This window comes from Calothrix sp. 336/3, assembly GCF_000734895.2.
Classification (GTDB): Bacteria; Cyanobacteriota; Cyanobacteriia; order Cyanobacteriales; family Nostocaceae; genus 336-3.
In genome coordinates, this window is the sequence record NZ_CP011382.1 from 4582337 (window position 1) to 4603045 (window position 20709).

At 40.8% G+C, this 20709-nt stretch carries 12 protein-coding genes; 8 read left to right on the plus strand and 4 right to left on the minus strand.

All coding sequences use genetic code 11. The features are described from left to right. Positions 1-52 precede the first annotated feature (52 nt). A complete protein-coding gene (locus tag IJ00_RS19020) occupies positions 53-721 on the minus strand; it encodes a 4'-phosphopantetheinyl transferase superfamily protein (protein WP_046814866.1) in 669 nt (222 codons plus the stop codon). A gap of 147 nt (positions 722-868) precedes the next feature. Here IJ00_RS19020 and devC point away from each other — a divergent pair, with 147 nt between their 5' ends. The 4 genes from devC to IJ00_RS19035 all read left to right on the plus strand — a co-directional run bounded on the left by devC (position 869) and on the right by IJ00_RS19035 (position 5678). After that, positions 869-2035, plus strand: a complete 1167-nt coding sequence (devC, locus tag IJ00_RS19025) for an ABC transporter permease DevC (protein ID WP_035155567.1) — start codon at positions 869-871, stop codon at positions 2033-2035. Positions 2036-2351: 316 nt separating this feature from the next. Continuing rightward, on the plus strand, positions 2352-2516 hold the full coding sequence (locus IJ00_RS29180) for a hypothetical protein (protein WP_168163508.1): 165 nt from the start codon (positions 2352-2354) through the stop codon (positions 2514-2516). A 445-nt stretch (positions 2517-2961) separates the two neighbouring features. Beyond that, positions 2962-3561 carry a hypothetical protein gene (locus IJ00_RS19030; protein ID WP_035155570.1) on the plus strand — a complete coding sequence of 200 codons (600 nt, stop codon included), beginning with the start codon at positions 2962-2964 and terminating at the stop codon, positions 3559-3561. Positions 3562-3875: 314 nt separating this feature from the next. Beyond that, a complete protein-coding gene (locus IJ00_RS19035) occupies positions 3876-5678 on the plus strand; it encodes a glycosyltransferase family 39 protein (protein ID WP_035155573.1) in 1803 nt (600 codons plus the stop codon). Positions 5679-5706: 28 nt separating this feature from the next. Here IJ00_RS19035 and IJ00_RS19040 read toward each other — a convergent pair whose 3' ends face one another. Both IJ00_RS19040 and IJ00_RS19045 read right to left on the minus strand, forming a co-directional pair. After that, on the minus strand, positions 5707-9471 hold the full coding sequence (locus tag IJ00_RS19040) for a filamentous hemagglutinin N-terminal domain-containing protein (protein WP_339366992.1): 3765 nt from the start codon (positions 9469-9471) through the stop codon (positions 5707-5709). Between the two features lie 726 nt (positions 9472-10197). Then, positions 10198-13551, minus strand: a complete 3354-nt coding sequence (locus IJ00_RS19045; protein WP_238178366.1) for an ATP-binding protein — start codon at positions 13549-13551, stop codon at positions 10198-10200. 804 nt (positions 13552-14355) lie between these two features. Between IJ00_RS19045 and IJ00_RS19050 the strand changes: the two genes are divergently transcribed. The 4 genes from IJ00_RS19050 to IJ00_RS19065 all read left to right on the plus strand — a co-directional run bounded on the left by IJ00_RS19050 (position 14356) and on the right by IJ00_RS19065 (position 19088). Further along, positions 14356-14757 carry a circadian clock protein KaiA gene (locus IJ00_RS19050; protein ID WP_256388815.1) on the plus strand — a complete coding sequence of 134 codons (402 nt, stop codon included), beginning with the start codon at positions 14356-14358 and terminating at the stop codon, positions 14755-14757. A 79-nt stretch (positions 14758-14836) separates the two neighbouring features. Then, positions 14837-15157, plus strand: coding sequence for a circadian clock protein KaiB (gene kaiB / locus IJ00_RS19055; protein ID WP_035155581.1), 321 nt, complete (start codon positions 14837-14839; stop codon positions 15155-15157). 414 nt (positions 15158-15571) lie between these two features. Continuing rightward, positions 15572-17140, plus strand: coding sequence for a circadian clock protein KaiC (kaiC, locus tag IJ00_RS19060; protein WP_035155584.1), 1569 nt, complete (start codon positions 15572-15574; stop codon positions 17138-17140). Positions 17141-17204: 64 nt separating this feature from the next. Beyond that, positions 17205-19088: a TolC family protein gene (locus tag IJ00_RS19065; RefSeq protein ID WP_035155586.1), complete on the plus strand. Its 1884-nt coding sequence runs from the start codon at positions 17205-17207 to the stop codon at positions 19086-19088. A 238-nt stretch (positions 19089-19326) separates the two neighbouring features. Here the strand turns inward: IJ00_RS19065 and IJ00_RS19070 are convergent, their stop codons facing one another. Beyond that, positions 19327-20445 carry an AI-2E family transporter gene (locus tag IJ00_RS19070; protein WP_035155588.1) on the minus strand — a complete coding sequence of 373 codons (1119 nt, stop codon included), beginning with the start codon at positions 20443-20445 and terminating at the stop codon, positions 19327-19329. Between the last annotated feature and the right edge of the window lie 264 nt (positions 20446-20709).

The window sequence follows — 20709 nt, forward strand, 5'->3', positions numbered from 1 at the left end:
TCTTGATTAGGTGATAAATCTGTAGAGATGTTCCACTGGAGCGTCTCTACTATTAAATGTCTAAAAATTTTATCTTGATATTTTGGGTAGCGACGACAACTGCGGCACGAAAATTTTCCTTAGGAACAAACTCAAATAGACTCCAATCTCCATCAATATTGAGACTTGCGGGAGTATCTAAAGATAAATTTATTTCGATTTTATCTAGTTGAGTGATACCCGTCCCAATTGCTTTTAAATAAGCTTCTTTACAAGTCCAGTAGCGGAAAAATACCTGTTGTTGCTGGTGCGGGGGTAGCGATCGCACTACTTCATATTCCCTTGGGGAAAAAAATCTTGCTGCTAAGGACTCCACATCACTGACTGAGCGAGTGTATTCTAAGTCCACACCAACGAGGTGATGCTGACACACAGCGCATAAAGCTAAATCCTGGGAATGGGATAAGTTAAAATGAATACAACTTTCAGCAAAAATATCATCTAGAATGGGCTTACCTTTAGCTTCATAGGTAAATTGGACAGCTTGCGCCTCTACATCTAAATAACTACCTAGAATTGTCCGCAACATTCCACGACTGACAATAAAACGTTGGCGATGTTGAGGAAAACGAAACCTCTCTGCACGATGTATTTCGTCAATGGATAGGGTATTTAGTAACCTATTTAACTCACTTTCCCCTCGTTCTAATTTAATTTGCCACAGGTGAACTTCATTGTTCATTATCTAATTAACTTCTTGTGAAATACTAATTTACAATATATTTTTTCTATTGTAAGAGTGAGAATTAAGAAAATTTTTGTCTTCCTTTCTATGACTGAGTACTATCTTTAAGAATATCACTTACCATTATCAACCACCCCTTAAACAATGCTACGTAGATGGTTTCATGCAACCGCCCTTGGTTGGCGGCAGTTGGTGAAAGAAAAGAATCGTTTTGCTGTAGCAATTTTGGGGATTGCCTTTGCTGATATTCTCATTTATGCCCAAATGGGTTTTGAAGCATCATTATTTGAGAGTTCTACTGCTCCACAAAAAAGTTTTAATGCTGACTTAGTATTAGTCAATTCGCAGTTTCGGACTGTCTATTCCGCTAAGAATATTCCCAGAGAAAGATTACAGCAGGTATTAGGTTTTAATGGTGTAGATTCTGTGAGTCCATTATATATTGCTGTGGGCAAGTGGAAGAACCCTGAAAATCACCAGAAACAGAGTATTTTAGTATTTGGTATAGACCCAAGAACCCAGGCTTTTAAGTTACCAGAAGTTAATCAGAATCTGCAACAGTTACAGAAGTTAAATACTGTTTTATTTGATCGTGCTTCTTTCCCAGATTATGGGGCGATCGCCAGTCTGTATGCTCAAAAATCTTTGGTGGAAGCAGAGCTAAACGGGATGAATGTCCGAGTTGCTGGTTTATTTAGTTTGGGTGCTTCCTTTGCGGCATATGGTAACGTCATTATCAGTGATTCTACCTTTATGTTGTTATTTTCTGACAGACACCCCAATCAGGTACAACTAGGCTTAATTAAGCTCAAACCGGGTGCTAATCGTCAAGAAGTGGTAGATAATTTACGGAATAATTTACCTAATGATGTACAAGTTTTGACACCAGAAGAATTAAATCGCAGTGAAAAATCCTACTGGGCAAAAAAAACACCCTTTGGTTTTATCTTTGGTCTAGGGGTGGTGGTATCTTTTGTGATTGGTGTGGTGATTGTTTACCAAATTATCTACGTAGATTTGAATGACCATTTACCAGAATATGCCATGCTTAAGGCTATTGGTTATAGCGATCGCTATCTCATTCTAGTACTGGTACAGCAATCTTTATTCCTGGCACTCCTGGGCTATCTTCCGGCTTTTCTGATTTCCTTGGGCATTTATCAAACAGTCGCTACCACCACAATGTTACCGATTTTTATGACTATGGAACGAGGGGTTCATGTGCTGATTCTTACCGTATCTATGTGTCTAATTGCCACAGCTAGTGCAGTACATAAATTACAATCTGCTGACCCTGGGGATATTTTCTAGAAACAGTGAATTATTGCTTACATAGATTTAAGTAAAGATAAGGAATTTAGGGGATTTAAATAACCTATTTTATACCAATATTATTTTACAAATTTTCTATATTATTGACTATCTGATTTCCTAGACGGGATGCGTCTTCCATCTCAAAGGATATAAAATAAAGATAAGTTGGTGCGTGATAGCAAAATCGATTTACTTGGTTACGATTGATTATTCATCGTCGCTATCATCTACCGAAATGATGTAACAAGAATAATGCCATAATTTTTGTGGAGCGTTCATCCTGTCCGTTTATGAGCGACAAGATGCTTTACACATGGTTTTATCACTCCTAGGAGACACAGCTAAGAACTCTGACATAGCAGAGCTAAAAGAGTTTCCCCAGAAATGTGTTTCTAGCATTTCTGACTACTGGCGATCGCCTAACAACTCCCATGGAGTATTACCCAAGAGCGGAATTTCGCCACTAGCTAGAGGCTAATAGCTTGCACCAATGTCAATCAGAGCCTAAGTACTGGGTTTCTCAACTAAAAATCAAGGTTTGATGATAATTCCCTCAAGGAAATCAACATTCCCCGCCAAAAGAACTTCATGAAATAAGTAATATATTGTCTGACGGTGGGGGAAGAATCCCTGCTTCCTTGGAATATCTGGATGCTTCACCAGACAAGACTTTGTTCCGTGTAACAGGGTACTTTTCCTGTGGAGATATTAAAGAGGTTAATTGTCTTATTTTTGCGACTTATCGCTATGTCATACCTCGCTTTTTCCTCGGCTGCAAGATATAATGCACTATTTTAGCTGCATTGTTACTTCACCACTGAAGTGACAAAGAATTGTCAGCCTGTGAAAAAACCAAAATCTCATACACAAATCTAGCTGTATCACACTGCTAGAAACATACTTATTCCTAACTATTATTAATTATGAAATCGTCATTACGTCATCAAGCTGTCTTGGCAGCTGCCTCCTTAGGCTTGGTGTTCATTTCTACCGCTTGCGCTGGGATCAGTTTTTCCGTAGAAGGCGATCCCGCCCAGTCAGATATATCAAAATCCGTAGCTGATAACACATTACAGGTGACTAATACGGGCACAAATACGGTGGTGTCTACAACGGCGATCGCCTCCACAGCCTTAACATCCACAAATCAGGCAAACGTCTTTACCTACAGCAAGAATAATCGGGCTAAAGGTTCCCAGATAGGGACTTTACGGATGAGTAACCAAACTAATCAGCCTGTGCGTATAGCCTTACTTTCACGGAAAGCTGGCACTAAAAATATTACATCAAATCCCGAAAATAATTTACCCGCCCACTGGGACTTTGCTCCCCAAGAAGGTAGCGAAAAGGGTCTACTGCTTTCTTTGCCCCAGGGCAAGCTCAAGCTGACAAAGGGAGATATTCTTGTAGCCTTTGCCCAAGATGGTTCCCGTCGCTACTGGGGACCCTACGTAGTCGGGGAAACTTCCTTACCCGCTTGGGATGCTAGTCAAAAAGAATGGCAATTAATTTTAGGTCAATAGTTTAGGTCAATAGTCGAGACATACCTAGGGGAGTAGGGGGAAAGGTTGCTTTGTCGCCTATACTCAATTGTCGATTTAGTGGTAATTTTAAAAACAATCAATTTCCGAACAAAATTCCCATCACCAACGACTATTGAATTAATAGAGGATAGGGAACTGGAAAATCGCCAAGCTGAAATTCAGTCACCAGGCGACAGTTTATAGAGAACAGTAACTTTTCTGGTACTAATAACTGAATAACTAGTTTTGTGATTTTCCCACCTACAATTAGGAATCTCCAATCCCCATATCGATTGACTTATGACCATTGACTAATGACTAATTATACTTTTGAGCGATGGTGGAATAATCTGGATCAGCGTCCAGTACTGGCTGTGATGCTATCAAGCCTGTGGCTAGTTTTTATTGGTGGGTTTGCCTTTTTTTGGCATTTGGGCAGCACGGGACTCATTGATGAAACTGAACCCTTGTTTGCTGAAGCTTCTCGCCAAATGCATTTAACTGGAGACTGGATCACACCCTATTTTAACGGCGTGACACGCTTCGATAAACCAGCTTTAATTTATTGGTGTCAGGCGATCGCCTATCAAATTTTCGGTGTCAATGAATGGGCAGTGCGTTTACCCAGTGCGATCGCCGCTTTGGCAGTCATTAGTTTAGTCTTCTATACAGTTCAGTGGCAACAGGGGGTAACAGATGTTCTTGATAATACATCTCGTCCTCAGAAACGTTGGTTAACTGCGGCTTTAGCTTCGGCGATCGCTGCTCTTAATCCAGAAATGATTGTTTGGGCGCGTACAGGGGTTTCAGATATGCTCCTGACAGGTTGTATTGCTTCTGCCCTGTTATGTTTTTTCATGGGTTATGCCGAGAAACCCAGAGGTAATTCTCTGATCCCGTCTCCCTGGTATCTGGCATTTTATATTCTGATTGCTGGAGCGATTTTAACAAAAGGTCCCGTGGGTATCGTTTTACCAGGATTAATCATTGCAGCATTTCTGATTTATGTCGGTAAATTCTGGCAAGTTCTGCGGGAAATGGGCATCATTTTAGGGATTTTAATTATCTCAGCCCTATCCTTACCCTGGTATATTTTAGTCACCCAACGCAACGGTTGGAGCTTTATTAATTCCTTTTTTGGCTACCATAATATTGAAAGGTTTACAGAAGTTGTCAATGGTCACGGCGCACCCTGGTATTTTTATTTCATAGTGGTTTTACTAGGGTTTGCCCCCTATGCAGTTTACTTACCAGTGGCGATCGCGAACAGTCAATTTTGGCAGCGTCGGCAATGGCAAAATCAACCCCGACAAAAACAATTCCGTCTGTTTACCGTCTTCTGGTTCCTTGGTGTCTTTAGCTTTTTTACCATTGCTGTCACCAAACTTCCCAGCTATGTCTTACCCTTAATGCCAGCTGCGGGAATATTAGTTGCTTTTCTCTTCGGTGAGTATATTCAAGAAGAAGGTATCCCCGAACAGCAAAAAGCGACAACCGGATTCCGCATTAGTGCTTGGATTAATGTCATATTTCTTACTGCTGTGGCTGTTGCCCTGTTTTATCTCCACAGATTATTAGGTACGGAACCGGCAGCACCACAATTTCCGGAGTCCCTACATAAATCTGGTTTACCCGTCACTGGCACTATTATTTGGTTAGTTTGTGGCGTAATTTTGTCAGGATTTATCCTACAGCGACAATGGCGCTTATTAATGGATGTTAACTTAATTGGCTTCTTGCTATTCTTGGTTTTCGTCCTCACCCCTGCCCTGTTTTTATACGATCAACAAGCTCAGTTACCCCTACGTCAGTTATCGGCAACGATTAGTCAAGTACAAAAACCCCAGGAAGAAGTCATGATGGTAGGTTTTCGCAAACCAACTATAGTCTTTTATTCCCAGCGTAACGTTAACTACTTTAAGCTGAGTAGCAAAGCCGGAAATTACGTCCGAGAACAAGCTGCCAAGCAAAAGTTACCGTCATCTTTACTACTTTTGGCACAACCGAAAAAATTCTCAGAGATGGGTTTAAAATCCAGTGATTACCAAAAAATTAGTAGTCGTGGAGTATACCAACTAGTACGTGTATCCCTAGGAGGGAAAAAGGGTAAAGGCTAGGGGGGAAGGAACTTGCCTATTCCTAAAATTAACTGGAACAAAGTACCTTGTCATTGCCTGGACGTTGAGATGATGGATCCGTGGGATCGTATGCAGTCAGTACCAATTCTCCCTTGTCGTTATATACCCAACCCCTGGCGGGAGTTACTTCCTTGCTTGTGACTGCATTTGGTTTAGCTGGATTCTGCGAATAGGTTTTACTCGGTGCTGGTTCTGCTAAATCAACATAAACATTATCAGTTCTCAAAGTTTCATTGGGGTTCATCGGAATACCACCCCTACCAGTGATGAGAAATTCCCCACGTATAATCTTTGTACAGACATGTTGAGTGATTTCTTGACTTTTATCTATCACTTCTTCCGGTAATTCCGTTAATCCGCGACTGGGATCCACATCAGGGGTATTAATCGTCACTACACCACTCAAGCCAAATTTAGAGCTAGCTGTGATATCGCTAAATTCTGTTAAGTTAGGGCGAAATTTAATCCCCAAAATAGACTGACTAGTAATGTTAACATTGCCACCAGCACCCTCAAAAGCATTGGCAGTAATATCGCTATTTTCCTGGGGGAAAGCCAGAATAATTGGTGCATTGATGGTGATGTTACCCCCATTTCCACCGGTGAGATCAGTTCCCGCAGTAGTTGAAATTTGACTTTGACGACGCAGGGTGAGTAAATCTTGCAACTTAATTTGGATATTACCCCCATCACCCGATGCACTCTGGGAAATGACTCGACTGTTATTATCTAATCTCAAAGCCCCAGCATTGATAAAAATATCTCCTGCTTTGCTGAGTTGAGTTTTGCCACTGGAAGAAACAGAAATTCGAGAGCGATCGCCTAATATCACATCACCTTTAACATCTAACTCGATATTCCCACCCACACCATTACTCAAAGCTTCACTAATAATGGCAGCATTTTTTCCTAGGTTAATCGAATTCGCGTTAATTTTTATCTTCCCTGCCCTACCAGCATTTCCCAAAATATTCGCTAATGTACTGGTAGTGAGATTTGAGCCATTATTTAAAATCAGAGCATCCGTTGTAATTAATATTTCCCCCGCATCACCCTTACCACCGGTTTGACTAGTAATCCGACTTTCCTCATCTAAGTCAATTACCTTGGCAATAATCTCCACTCTACCGCCCTTCCCACTATTATTTGTCGCTTCACCGTTGATAGGATTGATTCCTGTTGATACAATAATTCCACTACCATCTCGCAGCGTCAAAGTACCTACCCTAATAATTGTTTTTCCAGAGTTGCCACTACCCAAGGTTAGTGAACCCGTACCACTTCTTCCCGTGATAAAAATTGAGTCAGCTTCAATATTGATGACTCCTGCATTTCCCTTATTTTCTAAGCCGACTGGCTGTGTCCCATAAACAGACAAACCGATATTAGTTGTTAATCCACTTTGATTTTCAATACGTAAGGAACGGGTTTTAACATTTACCACCCCAGCATTCCCATTTATCACCCCCACAAAATCCTTAGGTGCGCCCACATTACTACTAATACCAGCGTTATTTCTCAAGGTAATGCTATTCTTAGCTGTCACATTTACCGTTCCCAGAGTACCGTTGAAAATATTATTATTTAAACTTGTTTGAGTCTCAGAAAAAAAATCATTGCCAGTAAAATTATCATTACCAATAAAACTATTATTTTCAATTAATAAATTATCAGCAGTAACTGTGACATTTCCTCCATTACCATTGTTTTCCGGGTTACTGCTAATCCTAGCAAAATTACTGACGATAATGTTAGGAGCAGTTACTATCACATCTCCACTGCCAACATTCCCCTTACTAGTACTCCTAATTCCAGCTATATTTATCAGTTTAATTTCATTATTTGCTGTCACCTTTACCGTTCCAGGTTTCCCGTTTCCCGTGTTATCATAATTACCAATTCCACCATTATTTTGAATGAGTAGATTGTCTGTCGTGATAGTAGTATTACCTCCATTACCCACACCTTTAGTACTACTATCAATCCCTGCATTACCTAAAAGTTGGATATTTTTTGTCACAACATTAATATCTGCACCCTTCCCTAATCCTGTTGTATTGGTGATAATTCCGGCCTTTTCTAGGGTAATTGTATTAGCATTAATGGTAATAGGTGCTGCTGCGAAGTTCTTGTCGTTATTACTATAAATTGCTCCATTAAAAACTGAGAATAAGCCCGGTGTCGTTGCTAAAAACTGCCCACCCTTTGTATCAATACCCCAACCGTTTTTACCACCAATAATAATATTGCCCTTACCAGATTTATCAATATCTGCTTCTAAAATAATATTTAATGGTGCATTGCCTGCATTAATCCCAAATCCGCCATTCTCCGAGCTAATCACAATATTGTTCGCCGCTCGTAATGTCAAAGTAACGGGAGTATTATTTGTCGGATTAATCCCAAAGCCATTATTAACAGTAGTAATATTACCTTCTTGATTGCCGCTATTTCCTGTGGTGATGGTGACATTATTCCCATTACTCAACTGAGTTTCAATATCGCTGATATTCACCACCGCATCATTCCCATTGGGAGTAAAGATATTATTACTATCAAAAGTACCATTAGTAGTCGGTGCATAGGTGAGTATGACATTTCGCGGGTCTAATAACCAAGTTCCAGGTAAACCATTTTTTGCACTCGCATCAACTTTGATATTCGCAACATCCAGAAATTGATTACTAGAAGTTTCGATTAAACCACCATTCCCAAATAACTTTCCTCCCCTTGCCTGAAAATTGCCATAGGTACGGGTTGCTTGATTACTCCAAACAATAATTTCTCCGCCATTTCCCTGCTTTATAGCATTTGCTAAGATGGTCGCAGAGGGATGAATAAAAGTGGCATTAGCATTAAATAATTCTCCTTTACCTTGATAATTGCCACCGAGAAAAACCTTGCCTCCTCCTAAATTTCCCGAAGCATCTATCAATGAACCAGGATATAATCCCACCTGACTACCTAGGATTTTTACTTTTCCTCCAATTTGGGCAGAGGTAACATCAATTTTACCTGTATTAATAGTTGTTCCGGCTTGTTTAGCTATGGGAATTCCAGCAAATTTTAACACCCCATTCGTAACTGTCCAACCAGGAAGATTCACCGATGGTAAGATTACGTTACTTCCTATTTTACCCTGGGGTTTGAGTTCAAAATTCGTGATAGAACCATTACGGATTTTAACAATTCCTTCCCCTGGCATCGATGCGAGGGTAATTTCTCCACCAGGTGCGAAAATTTTCCCAGCATTAATTGTTGTACTACCAATTAGGGAGAGATTTTTCCCTGGATTAACATTTAAGTTACCAGCATTAACAACGGTAGCTGATTGTTCTCCGCGAAACTTTAAACCAATGGGAATACTAACAGTTAAAAGCGGTGTAGATGTTTGTGGTTTGGCGGCAAATTCCACCCCATCAGCAAATAAAATACTATTGGCTGTGGTAGCAAAGAAAGAACCCCCAACGTTGATACTGACATTATTGCCAAATAATATTCCTGAGGGATTAATTAAAAATAAATTGGCATTTCCCTGAGCTTTAATTAAACCATCAATGTTTGACTGAAATCCTCCAGTAACGCGACTGAAAATATTTTGAATATCTGCGGAGTTTTGGAATATAGCTGAACCTTTATGGGGTACAGAGAATTCCTTAAAGCTATGAAATAAGTTATTCCCGCTTCGATTCCCGTTTTCAATAATGAAGTTAAGCTTATCTTGAGTTGATACATTGGTGGAGAGAGTACCATCGGCAGATACCTGGGCGATCGCCGGATTGAAAGTATTGAAAGTAACTAGTGTAACTAAAGGTAGAGTCAGGGGAAACAGCTAATAGCTATGGCAATTTTTCACACAGGTAATACTTGTGCTAACAATCTTGTTTAATTGTGTAAAAACCATTATTTTGTGTTTTTATAAATTGTGAAAAAATCCAAGCACCCGATTGTAAAATCTTAATAAAGGCTGAATATTCGCTTTTTCAACATCTTAACTAAAACAACACAATCAATTATTAAAATAGCTTAATAGATATATTTTCCCTAACTCCAAAGCTAGGAAAATACCAGTGTGTTTGATAAATCTGTGTTTCTAAACTCAGTAATTATACCCTAAAATAATTTGGCGGAATAGTCAAACAAATTTTTGTAAAACTATACTATTTCTTGTATCTGGTATTTATCAGTAATATATTGGTATGAGTAATGATATTGACAATAAAATCCCTGTATTTTTACTATATTTTGTCGATAAATCAATACTTTCGCTGATTGTAATTAGTAAAAAAATACATTAATTGATGCTTAAAGTCAGACAGCGCAATGTGCTTTTGATTCTCATATCTATTGAGATAATTGGCTTCGCTGTGAGCTTCAGAGAAATAATCATGAAGCATTTGATGCAATTCTTTATATTTAGTTTTATGAACTTTTCATCAGACCGATTTTAGTATGACTTCTGCCAATAATCAGGCTGATGAGCATCTCTAATCATAGGTTAGGAAATCTCCCTATGAGTTGATAAAGCTTGATTAATATGAAGTAACAAATCTTCCATGGATGTGGAACGGGGTAGAATATGGGTGGTGATAAACTGGAGGTTTGACGCTTCGCGGATTGCTCCGATTTCTTTTTCTAAGGATTTGACTTCTAAGATTTGAGAATCTTGATGAACCCGTTGGTCTAAAATTAAGACGGGAGGCAAATGGAAGGGTAATTTACCTAAGTTTTGTAAAGCAGTATTTACATCTAAATTATCTGCAACTTCTCCCAAACAAATGAGCAGTAAATCAATACTATGATGGCGCAATTGTTGTAATAACTCTGCCCAAGAACGACCAATAGATGCTTTTAATCCAGCAGTTTGCAAATATTGAATTAAGGCTTGAAACCACTCCGAACCACGATAAAGATTTAGGGTTTTATAGCTATTAATCAGATTAACTTGGTTTAAGTTAGTGTCCTTTTCAGTTAGAGATGATGTCGCAGAATGCAGTGAATTAAAAGGCTTGAGAGAAGAACCTGGTAAATCAGGTAAACTAATTAAATCTATCACAAGTATGCTCGCTGGGCAGGAACGTCCGGCAGCAATTTGTAATACAGATAAAAGTGTATTGTGAGAGTTTTTATTACTATCTTCTTCTCGATTTAAACATGGAAATATTGATAGTCCAGGGATTTGTGAAGCTAATTGTGTAGTCGCAACATCACAGGTGACTATGGGTAAGGCGGCTAAACGGGGATACTGGTTAATTTCGTGCAGATATGCTTGGGAAATAGAGATTTCCGCATCTATTAACACCACATCAAAGTGCCAAACTCTGGCTAAAAGTTCTGCTTGATCTAAACTATCTACTTCAATTAATCGATGCTCATGTAATATCCAGTCAGAACCACCTATTTCCCATTCTGGGTTAACTAGTCTCAAAATTCGTAAGGGAGTATTACTAACAACTTCTGGTTGGTTTACTGCTTCTGTTTTTGCCTCGCTGGGAATGCATAAACTGTCCAACAAAGGAACTAAACCTTGATGGGATATAGGTAAACTCAAGAAACCATCGGCATGGTAAGCAAAAGCTTGGGGTTTTTCTGCTGCTGTGGCAGTGACAATTATCGGAATATGGCGAGTTGCCTCATCCGATTTGAGTAAAGTTAGTACATCCCAACCGGAAAGTAAGGGTAATAAGGGATTGAGAAATATTGCTTTAGGTTGTAAGCGTCGAGCTTTTTCCACTGCTTCACACCCGGAGCGAGCAATCACCACTCGGTATCCTAAACCTGTGAGTTGTTCTGTGACATCTTCTATATAACGAGCAACTGCTTCTACTACTAAAACCAAGCGTTGGGAAGAGGAATGGGGGGAAGGATGATTTGCTGGTGGTGTCACCATAGATAAATGATCATTGTGTTTCCATGTCCCCATTTCCTGCTCATTCAGACTGTTATGGGGGGGAGTGGGTGGGAGTAATAAAGTAAACTGACTACCTTTCCCTTCCCGTGAGATAAAACTCACATCTCCACCATGTAATCTGGCTAATGCCCTAGTTAATACTAGCCCTAACCCCGTACCTTCAAACTGTCGAGTTAGGGGGTTTTCTAGTTGTTGAAATTTCTGGAAAATTAGGTGTTGTTGATGCTCTGGTATTCCAATACCTGTATCCCAAACGGTAAAAGTTACCCAACCTTCCCAGCGATTAATGCGTAGTCCGATTTCTCCGCCAGTGGTAGTAAATTTAAAGGCATTGGACAAAAGATGTACTAACATCTGTCGTAGTCGCAACTCATCGGCAATGATGGTTTCTAATCCTGGTTCAATGGAGAGGGAGAAGGAGTGTTCTGATTTGTCTGGGTTGGGAGTTGGGGTTTTTTGGTGTTGCTGCTGACTAGTTTTGGCTTCGGCAACTGCGCGATCGCACACCTTCCGAATATTGACTGGGGCTAAGGCTAACTCCATTTGCCCCGTTTCCATCCGAGTCAAATCTAGAATATCATTGACCACAGTCATTAAATGACGACCACTTTGATGAATTAGCCCTGCATACTTGGCTTGACGCTCGTTCAGTTGTCCTAACTGTTGATCAATTAATAACCGGGATAATCCCAAGACTGCGGTTAAGGGTGTTTTTAACTCGTGGCTTATACAGGCTAAAAATTCATCTTTTAAGCGGTTTAATTGAACTAAATCGGCATTCTTCGCCGCTAATTCCTTGGATAATTGTCGCTGTTCTGTAACATCTGTTGCCAACATCAACCAGAGATGATTACTGAAACTGGCTTCGGGATTTGGTAACAAGGAATCTGCACTATCTAAGGGAATTTTCGCAAATTGCCAGATTCTTTCCTGACCACTTTGCACTTGCACTACACAGGTACAAGTACCAGGTTCCCTGTCTAAAAAGCAACGATTACTCGTCTCTGAACCTACAACAAAGGACTCAGAGGAATCTTCTAGGGGTGGTAGGGCGATCGCAATTTCTGGTTCACGATGATTCAGAGAACAATAGGCAGCTTCTGCCTCCATATCCAAATTCCCTCCCCTCATCGATGCAGGTAACAACTGTTTTGCCCCACGCAAAATCGCTTCTACCTCTTGCCTTACCCCCTCTGGATCTTTTAACACCCCTAACTGTTGCCACCAAGCAGGATTTTGACTCACAACCTCACCACTGGAAGTTTCTAGCATCAGGGGCCAAGGCAATCTTTCCAATAATTTTACCAATGGCTGGTATATCCAAGAGTTTTGAGTTTTGCCGTTGGTTGGCGATTTCGCCGATTTTCCCGCAGTTACCCCCAACGGTAGAGAATTTACACCCACGGGGTTATTAACTTTTTTACGGTGATTCCCCGGATAATTCTGATGATTTCCGGATTTTTTGTGTTCAACAACAGAAGCTTTTTTCTCTTCCACTGGCTGTGTTCGCAGCCTTAACATATTTAATAATTGCCCCGCATCAATTAAACCTACAAACTTGCCATCACTATCGACTAATCCCCAGTCGAAATTTTGCAGTTTGCGGTAATGCTGCCCCGCAACAAATAAACTAAACTCCTTCAGTGTCCAATTGGCAGGTAATGTCTGTAACGGCGAGATTAAATCCTGTTGCCAATGGATAATAGGTTTTTGCAATATGTGATGCTCACTAGTGCCAGATTTACCATGAATGGGCAAAAATTGCGATAACAGGTGGACAGTATAAATAATTCCGATAGGCGATTGCTGTTGATCTAAAACTACCAGGCGATCGCACTCTGGCTTCGTTAAAATCTCCCAGACAGTACTCAGCGTCGTTGTCTCCTGACAAATAGACGCAGTCTCAAGAAAATCACGTAATTGATACTTAATTATCGACATAGGGCTTCGGGGGTGACTCCGGGAACCGGAGATATTTTCAACATCATCACCATCACAAATCCTGCGATCATGTCTCACTCCCAGTTGCATCTTCATCGCAGACAGGAATCGATCATTCTCATGGTAGCTGTCGTACCTGACCCACTTAAACAGTGCCGAGTACCACAGAACCTTTTCCCAGAGTCATTAACTGTACCAAGCTATAACCCAGTCCATGAGTTCTTGAGAACATCTCTAGCACCAACTGTTTACTGGTGGTAAAACATTTTGGCGATCGCTACAGCTACAACAATTATTACCCTAAACATTCATCAAAGAACCTTTAGGAATTATAATGATTGACAATGCCACAATCGTTCATCTTAGTTTATGTATCTTAGCAAGGAGTAACATACCGAAATCTCTACTCAAAACAATCCCAATCATCTAGTTCCTGAAGTTCCACCTATTCGTTCATTTCACTCACTCAAGTATTAACCACAATTAAGCAAAGTTAATCTCCAACTAGCTGCAATTCTCTAAATTACCCAAACACACAAGCAAAACTATTATGAAAAGAAATTTTTCCTTTTTCTTACCCCTAGAAGTTTTTCCCTGAAATAAGTTCTCCCAGATGTAAGCATTATCATGATCTCATCTCTCAAGGGAATAGACTTTTCCTCCTTTAGCCTCAATCCTTTTTCTGGGAATCGTAGTTATAGGTCTTGTAGAGGTAATTTGTCAATTTGTTGGCAGAGAAATATTTCAGTATATTTATCCATGTGTAATGTTTCTTATTAAAAAGAATATCAGGCTGTAACATAATTGCAGTTATCATCTCGACCAAACTACAAATCTAGCGCAAATATCCTTTCCATTGTTCAATGCCAAAAAGCAAAAAACCAGCATTTTTATCCACAGATGACCAGAGCCGACCACCAGGCATTCATACAACAAATCAAAGCAGAATACAGAGAAATACTGATCCACTACTTTACTACTGATAAAACACTGCAAGATAAAATTGACAAGTTTATCAACGCAGTATTTTGTGCTAATATTCCTGTGCCTCAAATTATCGAAATTCACATGGAATTAATCGATGAGTTTGCTAAACAGTTAAAATTGGAAGGGCGAGGTGATGAAGCTTTACTGGACTATCGTCTCACATTGATTGATATTCTTGCCCACTTATGTGAACTATATCGTTCCTCATTATCAAAATAAGCACCAAACCCCAACAAGAATATCTGACAGAAAATCATTTAGGTAATTTTATCTTTCAATATATAGCCTGTACCCCAATATGAACAAAGTCAGAAAAACTTATGTTCTCAAGCTTTATGTTGCCGGGAACACACCTAACTCAGTACGGGCGCTAAAAACACTTAAAAATATCTTAGATCAAGAATTTAAAGGCATTTACGCCCTCAAAGTGATTGACGTTCTCAAAAATCCCCAACTAGCTGAAGAAGATAAGATTTTAGCAACACCCACCCTTTCCAAAATATTACCCCCACCGGTGCGGAAAATTATTGGCGACCTCTCCGACCGAGAAAGAGTCCTCATTGGTTTAGACTTGCTATATGAAGAACTTAATGAGGAAGATTATTTTGGTGAATCTTGACACTCAACTTCTCAAAATTGACACATCCCACCATTTAGTATGTTGGAAAAAACTTCCACAAACAAGCCTCAGTATATTCTGTCACCCAGTCTCTGTTTATCCAGTTTCAACCTGATGAAATCTACTTCTGTTTTCCAGATAGTAGCTCCAACCAGGTTTGGTACAGTAAACAAAATCAAGATTTTCTAGACCTCAAGTCTTAATCTTTATCCTCTTTGTCCTTGAACTAAAGTCTACTGACAATAGCTATCTTGGCACTTGACAAAAAATAACTTTCATGAATATATAGCTTGTCTGCTTCTCCATACTGAAGAATGACAATTTATAGCTATGATGATTGACAATCTCGCCTTTGCAACCAATTTTTACTAATATAATAACTGGGTTGAATTCCCATTTGTTCAGTATCAAACGATGAGCGGAAACGACCAACCAGAGCAAAATAATACGCCTTTGCTTGGAGGTGTAGAAAAAATTCGGACAATGATAGAGGGCTTTGACGATGTCAGTCATGGCGGATTACCTATAGGCAGAACAACCCTACTCAGTGGCACTTCTGGAACAGGCAAAACCCTATTTTCCCTTCAGTTCCTCTATAACGGTATTACCTATTTTGATGAGGCTGGAGTATTTGTCACCTTTGAAGAATCCCCCAGTGACATCATTAAAAATGCCCATATCTTTGGTTGGAATTTACAACGCTTAATCGAAGAAGGAAAATTATTTATCCTCGATGCATCTCCCGATCCAGAAGGTCAAGATATTATTGGTAACTTTGACCTCTCAGCACTCATTGAACGTTTACAATATGCCATTCGCAAATACAAGGCTAAACGAGTTTCTATTGACTCCATCACCGCCGTCTTTCAACAATATGAAGCAGTTGGCGTGGTGCGACGGGAAATATTTCGCCTTGTTGCCCGTTTGAAGCAATTAAACGTCACCACCATTATCACCACTGAACGCAGCGAAGAGTATGGTCAAGTAGCCTCCTTTGGAGTAGAAGAGTTTGTCTCGGATAATGTAGTCATTGTGCGTAACGTCCTTGAGGGAGAAAGACGACGACGTACCTTAGAAATTCTGAAATTGCGTGGTACGACACATATGAAAGGCGAGTATCCGTTCACAATTACCAATGAAGGGATCAACATTTTCCCATTGGGAGCAATGCGCTTAACTCAACGCTCTTCTAATGTGCGCGTTTCCTCCGGGGTGAAAACCCTAGATGATATGTGTGGTGGTGGTTTCTTCAAAGACTCGATTATCCTGGCAACAGGAGCAACGGGGACAGGAAAAACGCTTCTGGTGAGTAAATTTATCCAAAATGGCTGCGTCAATGGAGAACGTGCGATATTATTTGCCTATGAAGAGTCGAGGGCACAGCTATCGCGGAATGCTTACTCATGGGGCATTGATTTTGAGGAACTAGAGCGGCAGGGTTTACTGAAAATCATTTGTACCTACCCAGAATCGACTGGCTTAGAAGACCACTTGCAGATTATTAAGTCAGAAATCGCTGAATTTAAACCCGCACGGATTGCCATTGACTCGCTTTCCGCATTAGCGAGGGGAGTGAGTAATAATGCTTTCCGTCAGTTTGTAATTGGTGTAACTGGTTATGCAAAACAAGAGGAAATCACGGGCTTTTTCACCAACACAACTGATCAGTTTATGGGATCGCACTCGATTACGGACTCCCATATTTCCACAATTACCGATACGATTTTGATGTTGCAGTATGTGGAAATTCGTGGGGAAATGTCGCGGGCAATCAACGTCTTTAAAATGCGTGGTTCTTGGCATGATAAAGGAATTCGTGAGTATAACATCACTGCGGATGGACCAGATATTAAGGACTCTTTCCGTAATTACGAAGGAATCGTTAGTGGATCGCCCAGTCGTGTTGTTGTGGATGAGAAGACAGAGCTATCACGGATTGTCAAAAGTTTCCAAGATAAGCCGAGTTCTGATTCCTCAAGTTAGCATCGTGATATATTCTGTGGTGAAAAACGGTTTCTGCCGCTTGATATTAGTGTGAGGGGATGCGGTGAAAGGACAGTATATATTCCATAGCTTCTTACCTGGTGTGACAGTAGCGGTATTAACCAGTCAGCCTGCTTGGGCTGATACTGTAAATGTGAATGGGGTACAGCAGACTGTCTCTCCCAGTGTGACAAACTTGGCTGATCGTGATTTGATCACGAAATTGAAGTCAACCCAGAGACAATCGCCACCTGGAATATCCCAGCCAGCACCATCTGTTGGGGATGACAATGAGCCGGTGGTGGAGACGAAAAACGTCGATTCCTCCAGCAATTTAGGCTCAAGATTGTTACAGGGGCGAGAAATCAATTATCAAGCAACACCTGCTCCAGGTGTCACCCCTGTGATCAAAGCTAAAACCCAGTTGCCGGGAGCTTTGCCAACTGCGGTACGGGGTGACAATGGGGCAAAATTACTGAATGTTAACAATTGCCAGGGGAATTGCCCAAGTCAGGAGGATTCACCGGAGGTAAAACTTACCCAGGAAAGCTCCCAACCAGTGATGGTGAATACTAGGAAACAGAAGGTTCCTGTACCAAATCATCTCAATCCCAATGCCAATCCTCTTCAGTACCCCACGAAGGGAGAAGAGGTGAAGATACAAGGCGTTCAGCCCTTGACCCTAGAGCAGGCGTTGGAATTAGCTAAGGGTAATAACCGAGAATTACAAGTATCGATTCTAACTCTCAAGCGTACTCAAGCGGCTTTGCGTGAAGCCCAGGCTGCTTTATTGCCTTCTGTGGATGTGAGTACGGAAATTTCTCGGCAACAGTCAGCTTCAACTCAGCTCAGTAATGAGCGGACACAGAAACAGCAGGAGGATGCGGGTATCCCTCCAGAATCTCGCAGTAAACCTGAAGATGGAATTAACGATAGTTTTAATGCTCAAGCACAGTTAACCTATAACTTGTATACTTCCGGAGCCAGAACCGCACGAATTAAAGCCGCGGAAGAGCAGGTGCGATCGCAAGAGTTGGATGTGGAACGTTTATCAGAAGAAATTCGCCTGAATGTGACAACGGAGTATTACGATCTCCAACAGGCAGATGAGAACGTTCGCATTGCCCAGTCGGCGGTAAAAAACGCTGAGGCGAGTTTAAAGGATGCTCAAGCTCTAGAACGTGCTGGGGTAGGGACGAAATTTGATGTGTTGCGATCGCAAGTGAATTTAGCGAACTCCCAACAGGAATTAACTAGTTCCTTATCTCAACAGCAGGTAAATAGACGGCGTTTAGCTAGTCGTTTGAGTTTACCCCAAAGTGTGAATCTGACTGCTGCGGATCCTGTGAAATTATCAGGTTTGTGGAATCGGACTTTAGAAGATAGCATTGTTTTAGCCTATCAAAATCGTCCGGAACTGCAACAACAGTTAGCCCAGCGCAATATTAGTAAACACCGACGCAAACAAGCATTAGCTGAACTTGGTCCCCAGGTGAGCTTTATCGCCAATTACAATTTACTTGATCAATATAATGATGATATTGGTGTCACCGATGGCTACACCCTAGCTCTGCGGGCAAACTGGAACCTATTTGATGGTGGTGCAGCTAGGGCAAGAGCATCGCAGGAAAAGACTAACATGGCGATCGCGGAGGTGCAATTTGCTGATACCCGCAACCAAGTTCGTTTCCAAGTTGAGCAATCATACTATAACCTGCAATCCAACTTAGAAAATGTACAAACTTCCACCACAGCTTTGGAACAAGCAAGGGAAGCTTTACGTTTAGCACGCTTACGTTTCCAAGCGGGTGTCGGTACACAAACTGATGTGATTGCTGCGGAAAACGACTTGACAAGAGCCGAAGGTAGTCGGATTCGGGCAATTCTCGATTACAATCGTGCCCTAGCTAACCTACAACGTTCCGTCACAACTAGGGCAATTAAATGATGTTAATGGGTAATGGGTGCTAGGTAATGGGTAATAGATTTTTCTGTTCTCCCAACTCCTAACTCCCAACTCTCCACAGGCTATAGGTATCATCGATAAACTGTAGATTGCAGCCATTCTTGGTGTGGGATGCAGCTGCCTAAAACTATGGGAATTATATCAACAAGAGAAAACCGCCTAGAACCTAGCAATAGGATTATCTCCGGCGGCGGAAAATCTCTAATCATTCAGATAAAGGTTAGTGATCTAGTGGGTGTTGTACATCATTTGTAGATGTTTCTGGCAGATCATCCGGTTCATCTACATCTGACAACATCACCAATTCCGTTTCCGTGTTTGTACCCCACTGATCTAAAACATCTTTAATTAAAACTTCCTGTACCCAAATTTTTGCCACCACCGTCAAAGGTAGGGCTAAAAATAAGCCGAGAAAACCAAAGAAATAAGCAAAAAACAACTGAGCAGTCAAAGTCACCGCAGGTAAGAGGGAAACCTGATGCGCCATCACAATCGGAGTAATAAAATTACTCTCTGCCTGTTGGATAATAAAATATAGGATTAAAACTGCCAGAGGTTTCCAAGGAGCATCTAAAAGAGCGATCGCCATGGCTGGAATCACGCTCATAGTAGGACCAAGGTTCGGAATCAAATTCAAAAATCCTGCCAAAACCCCCAAAGCTAAGGCAGAAGGAACCTGTAAAATCCATAGCCCTAATACGCTCATACTCCCAACTACAGCCATGGCAATAATTGCCCCAATCACCCATCCACCTAAAGATTGCTCACATCTATCTAAAATTCCATCCACCCGTCGGCGGTAAAAAGATGGAAATAAACGGATAAAAACCTTTCTATAGGCTTGGGGATTAGCCAGAAACATCCCAGTTAATACCATCACCAGCAGAATCTTTAATACCACCTCTAAGGAACCGGAAACGAAAGCGAAGGAACTCCCTAAAACCCGATTAAAGAAAGGTTGTGCTTCCTTACTTAAGCTATCAATGTCAGGAATATAGGGAATTAATTGGGCTGGAATCCGAGTTTTCAGTTCATCCAACCAAGTATTGAATCGCTCTAAACCCTGGGGAAATTGCCGCGTCAATTCTTGGAACTGGACTGCAAAGGATGGTACTATCAGCCAGAAAAAGCCAACTATCAGAGCAATAAAAATTCCCACCGATAGTAGCACCGAAAAACCCCGCGACATTCCAGAACGTTGGAAACGTCGAGCCAGTCGATTTAAGGTAGAAGCTAAGACGACTGCGGCAAAGAGCAGTAATAATACTTCCTTAATTTGCCACAAAATATACAATGATAACAGTATGGCGAATAAGCCAATCCATTGACCTAGATTCACTACCTAACCCCCGACTAAAAAACCCGCTATCAATACATTCCAACTGAGCTAGATTAGCTGATTTTTGTCCCCTTCGCCTAGACTTAGATTGTTAATTTTATTTCCGTTCTCAAATTAGTCTCAATAAGAGACTGTGATTGCAGGTTTTTCAAGCAAGTTCCTGATGAAATCTTGAAATCTCGCATAAAAAACTCTTTTTTCCCTGATTGAAGGATGTGCCACAATTTACCCGCTTCTTGAGAGGGGGACAATTCAACAATTATC

Excerpts from the sequence above, each read along its gene's own strand:
- IJ00_RS19020 (WP_046814866.1), bottom strand. The coding sequence starts at position 721 with ATGAACAATGAAGTTCACCTGTGGCAAATTAAATTAGAACGAGGGGAA.
- devC (WP_035155567.1), top strand. The coding sequence starts at position 869 with ATGCTACGTAGATGGTTTCATGCAACCGCCCTTGGTTGGCGGCAGTTG.
- IJ00_RS29180 (WP_168163508.1), top strand. The coding sequence starts at position 2,352 with ATGGTTTTATCACTCCTAGGAGACACAGCTAAGAACTCTGACATAGCA.
- IJ00_RS19030 (WP_035155570.1), top strand. The coding sequence starts at position 2,962 with ATGAAATCGTCATTACGTCATCAAGCTGTCTTGGCAGCTGCCTCCTTA.
- IJ00_RS19035 (WP_035155573.1), top strand. The coding sequence starts at position 3,876 with ATGACTAATTATACTTTTGAGCGATGGTGGAATAATCTGGATCAGCGT.
- IJ00_RS19045 (WP_238178366.1), bottom strand. The coding sequence starts at position 13,551 with ATGTCGATAATTAAGTATCAATTACGTGATTTTCTTGAGACTGCGTCT.
- kaiB (WP_035155581.1), top strand. The coding sequence starts at position 14,837 with ATGAACAAAGTCAGAAAAACTTATGTTCTCAAGCTTTATGTTGCCGGG.
- kaiC (WP_035155584.1), top strand. The coding sequence starts at position 15,572 with ATGAGCGGAAACGACCAACCAGAGCAAAATAATACGCCTTTGCTTGGA.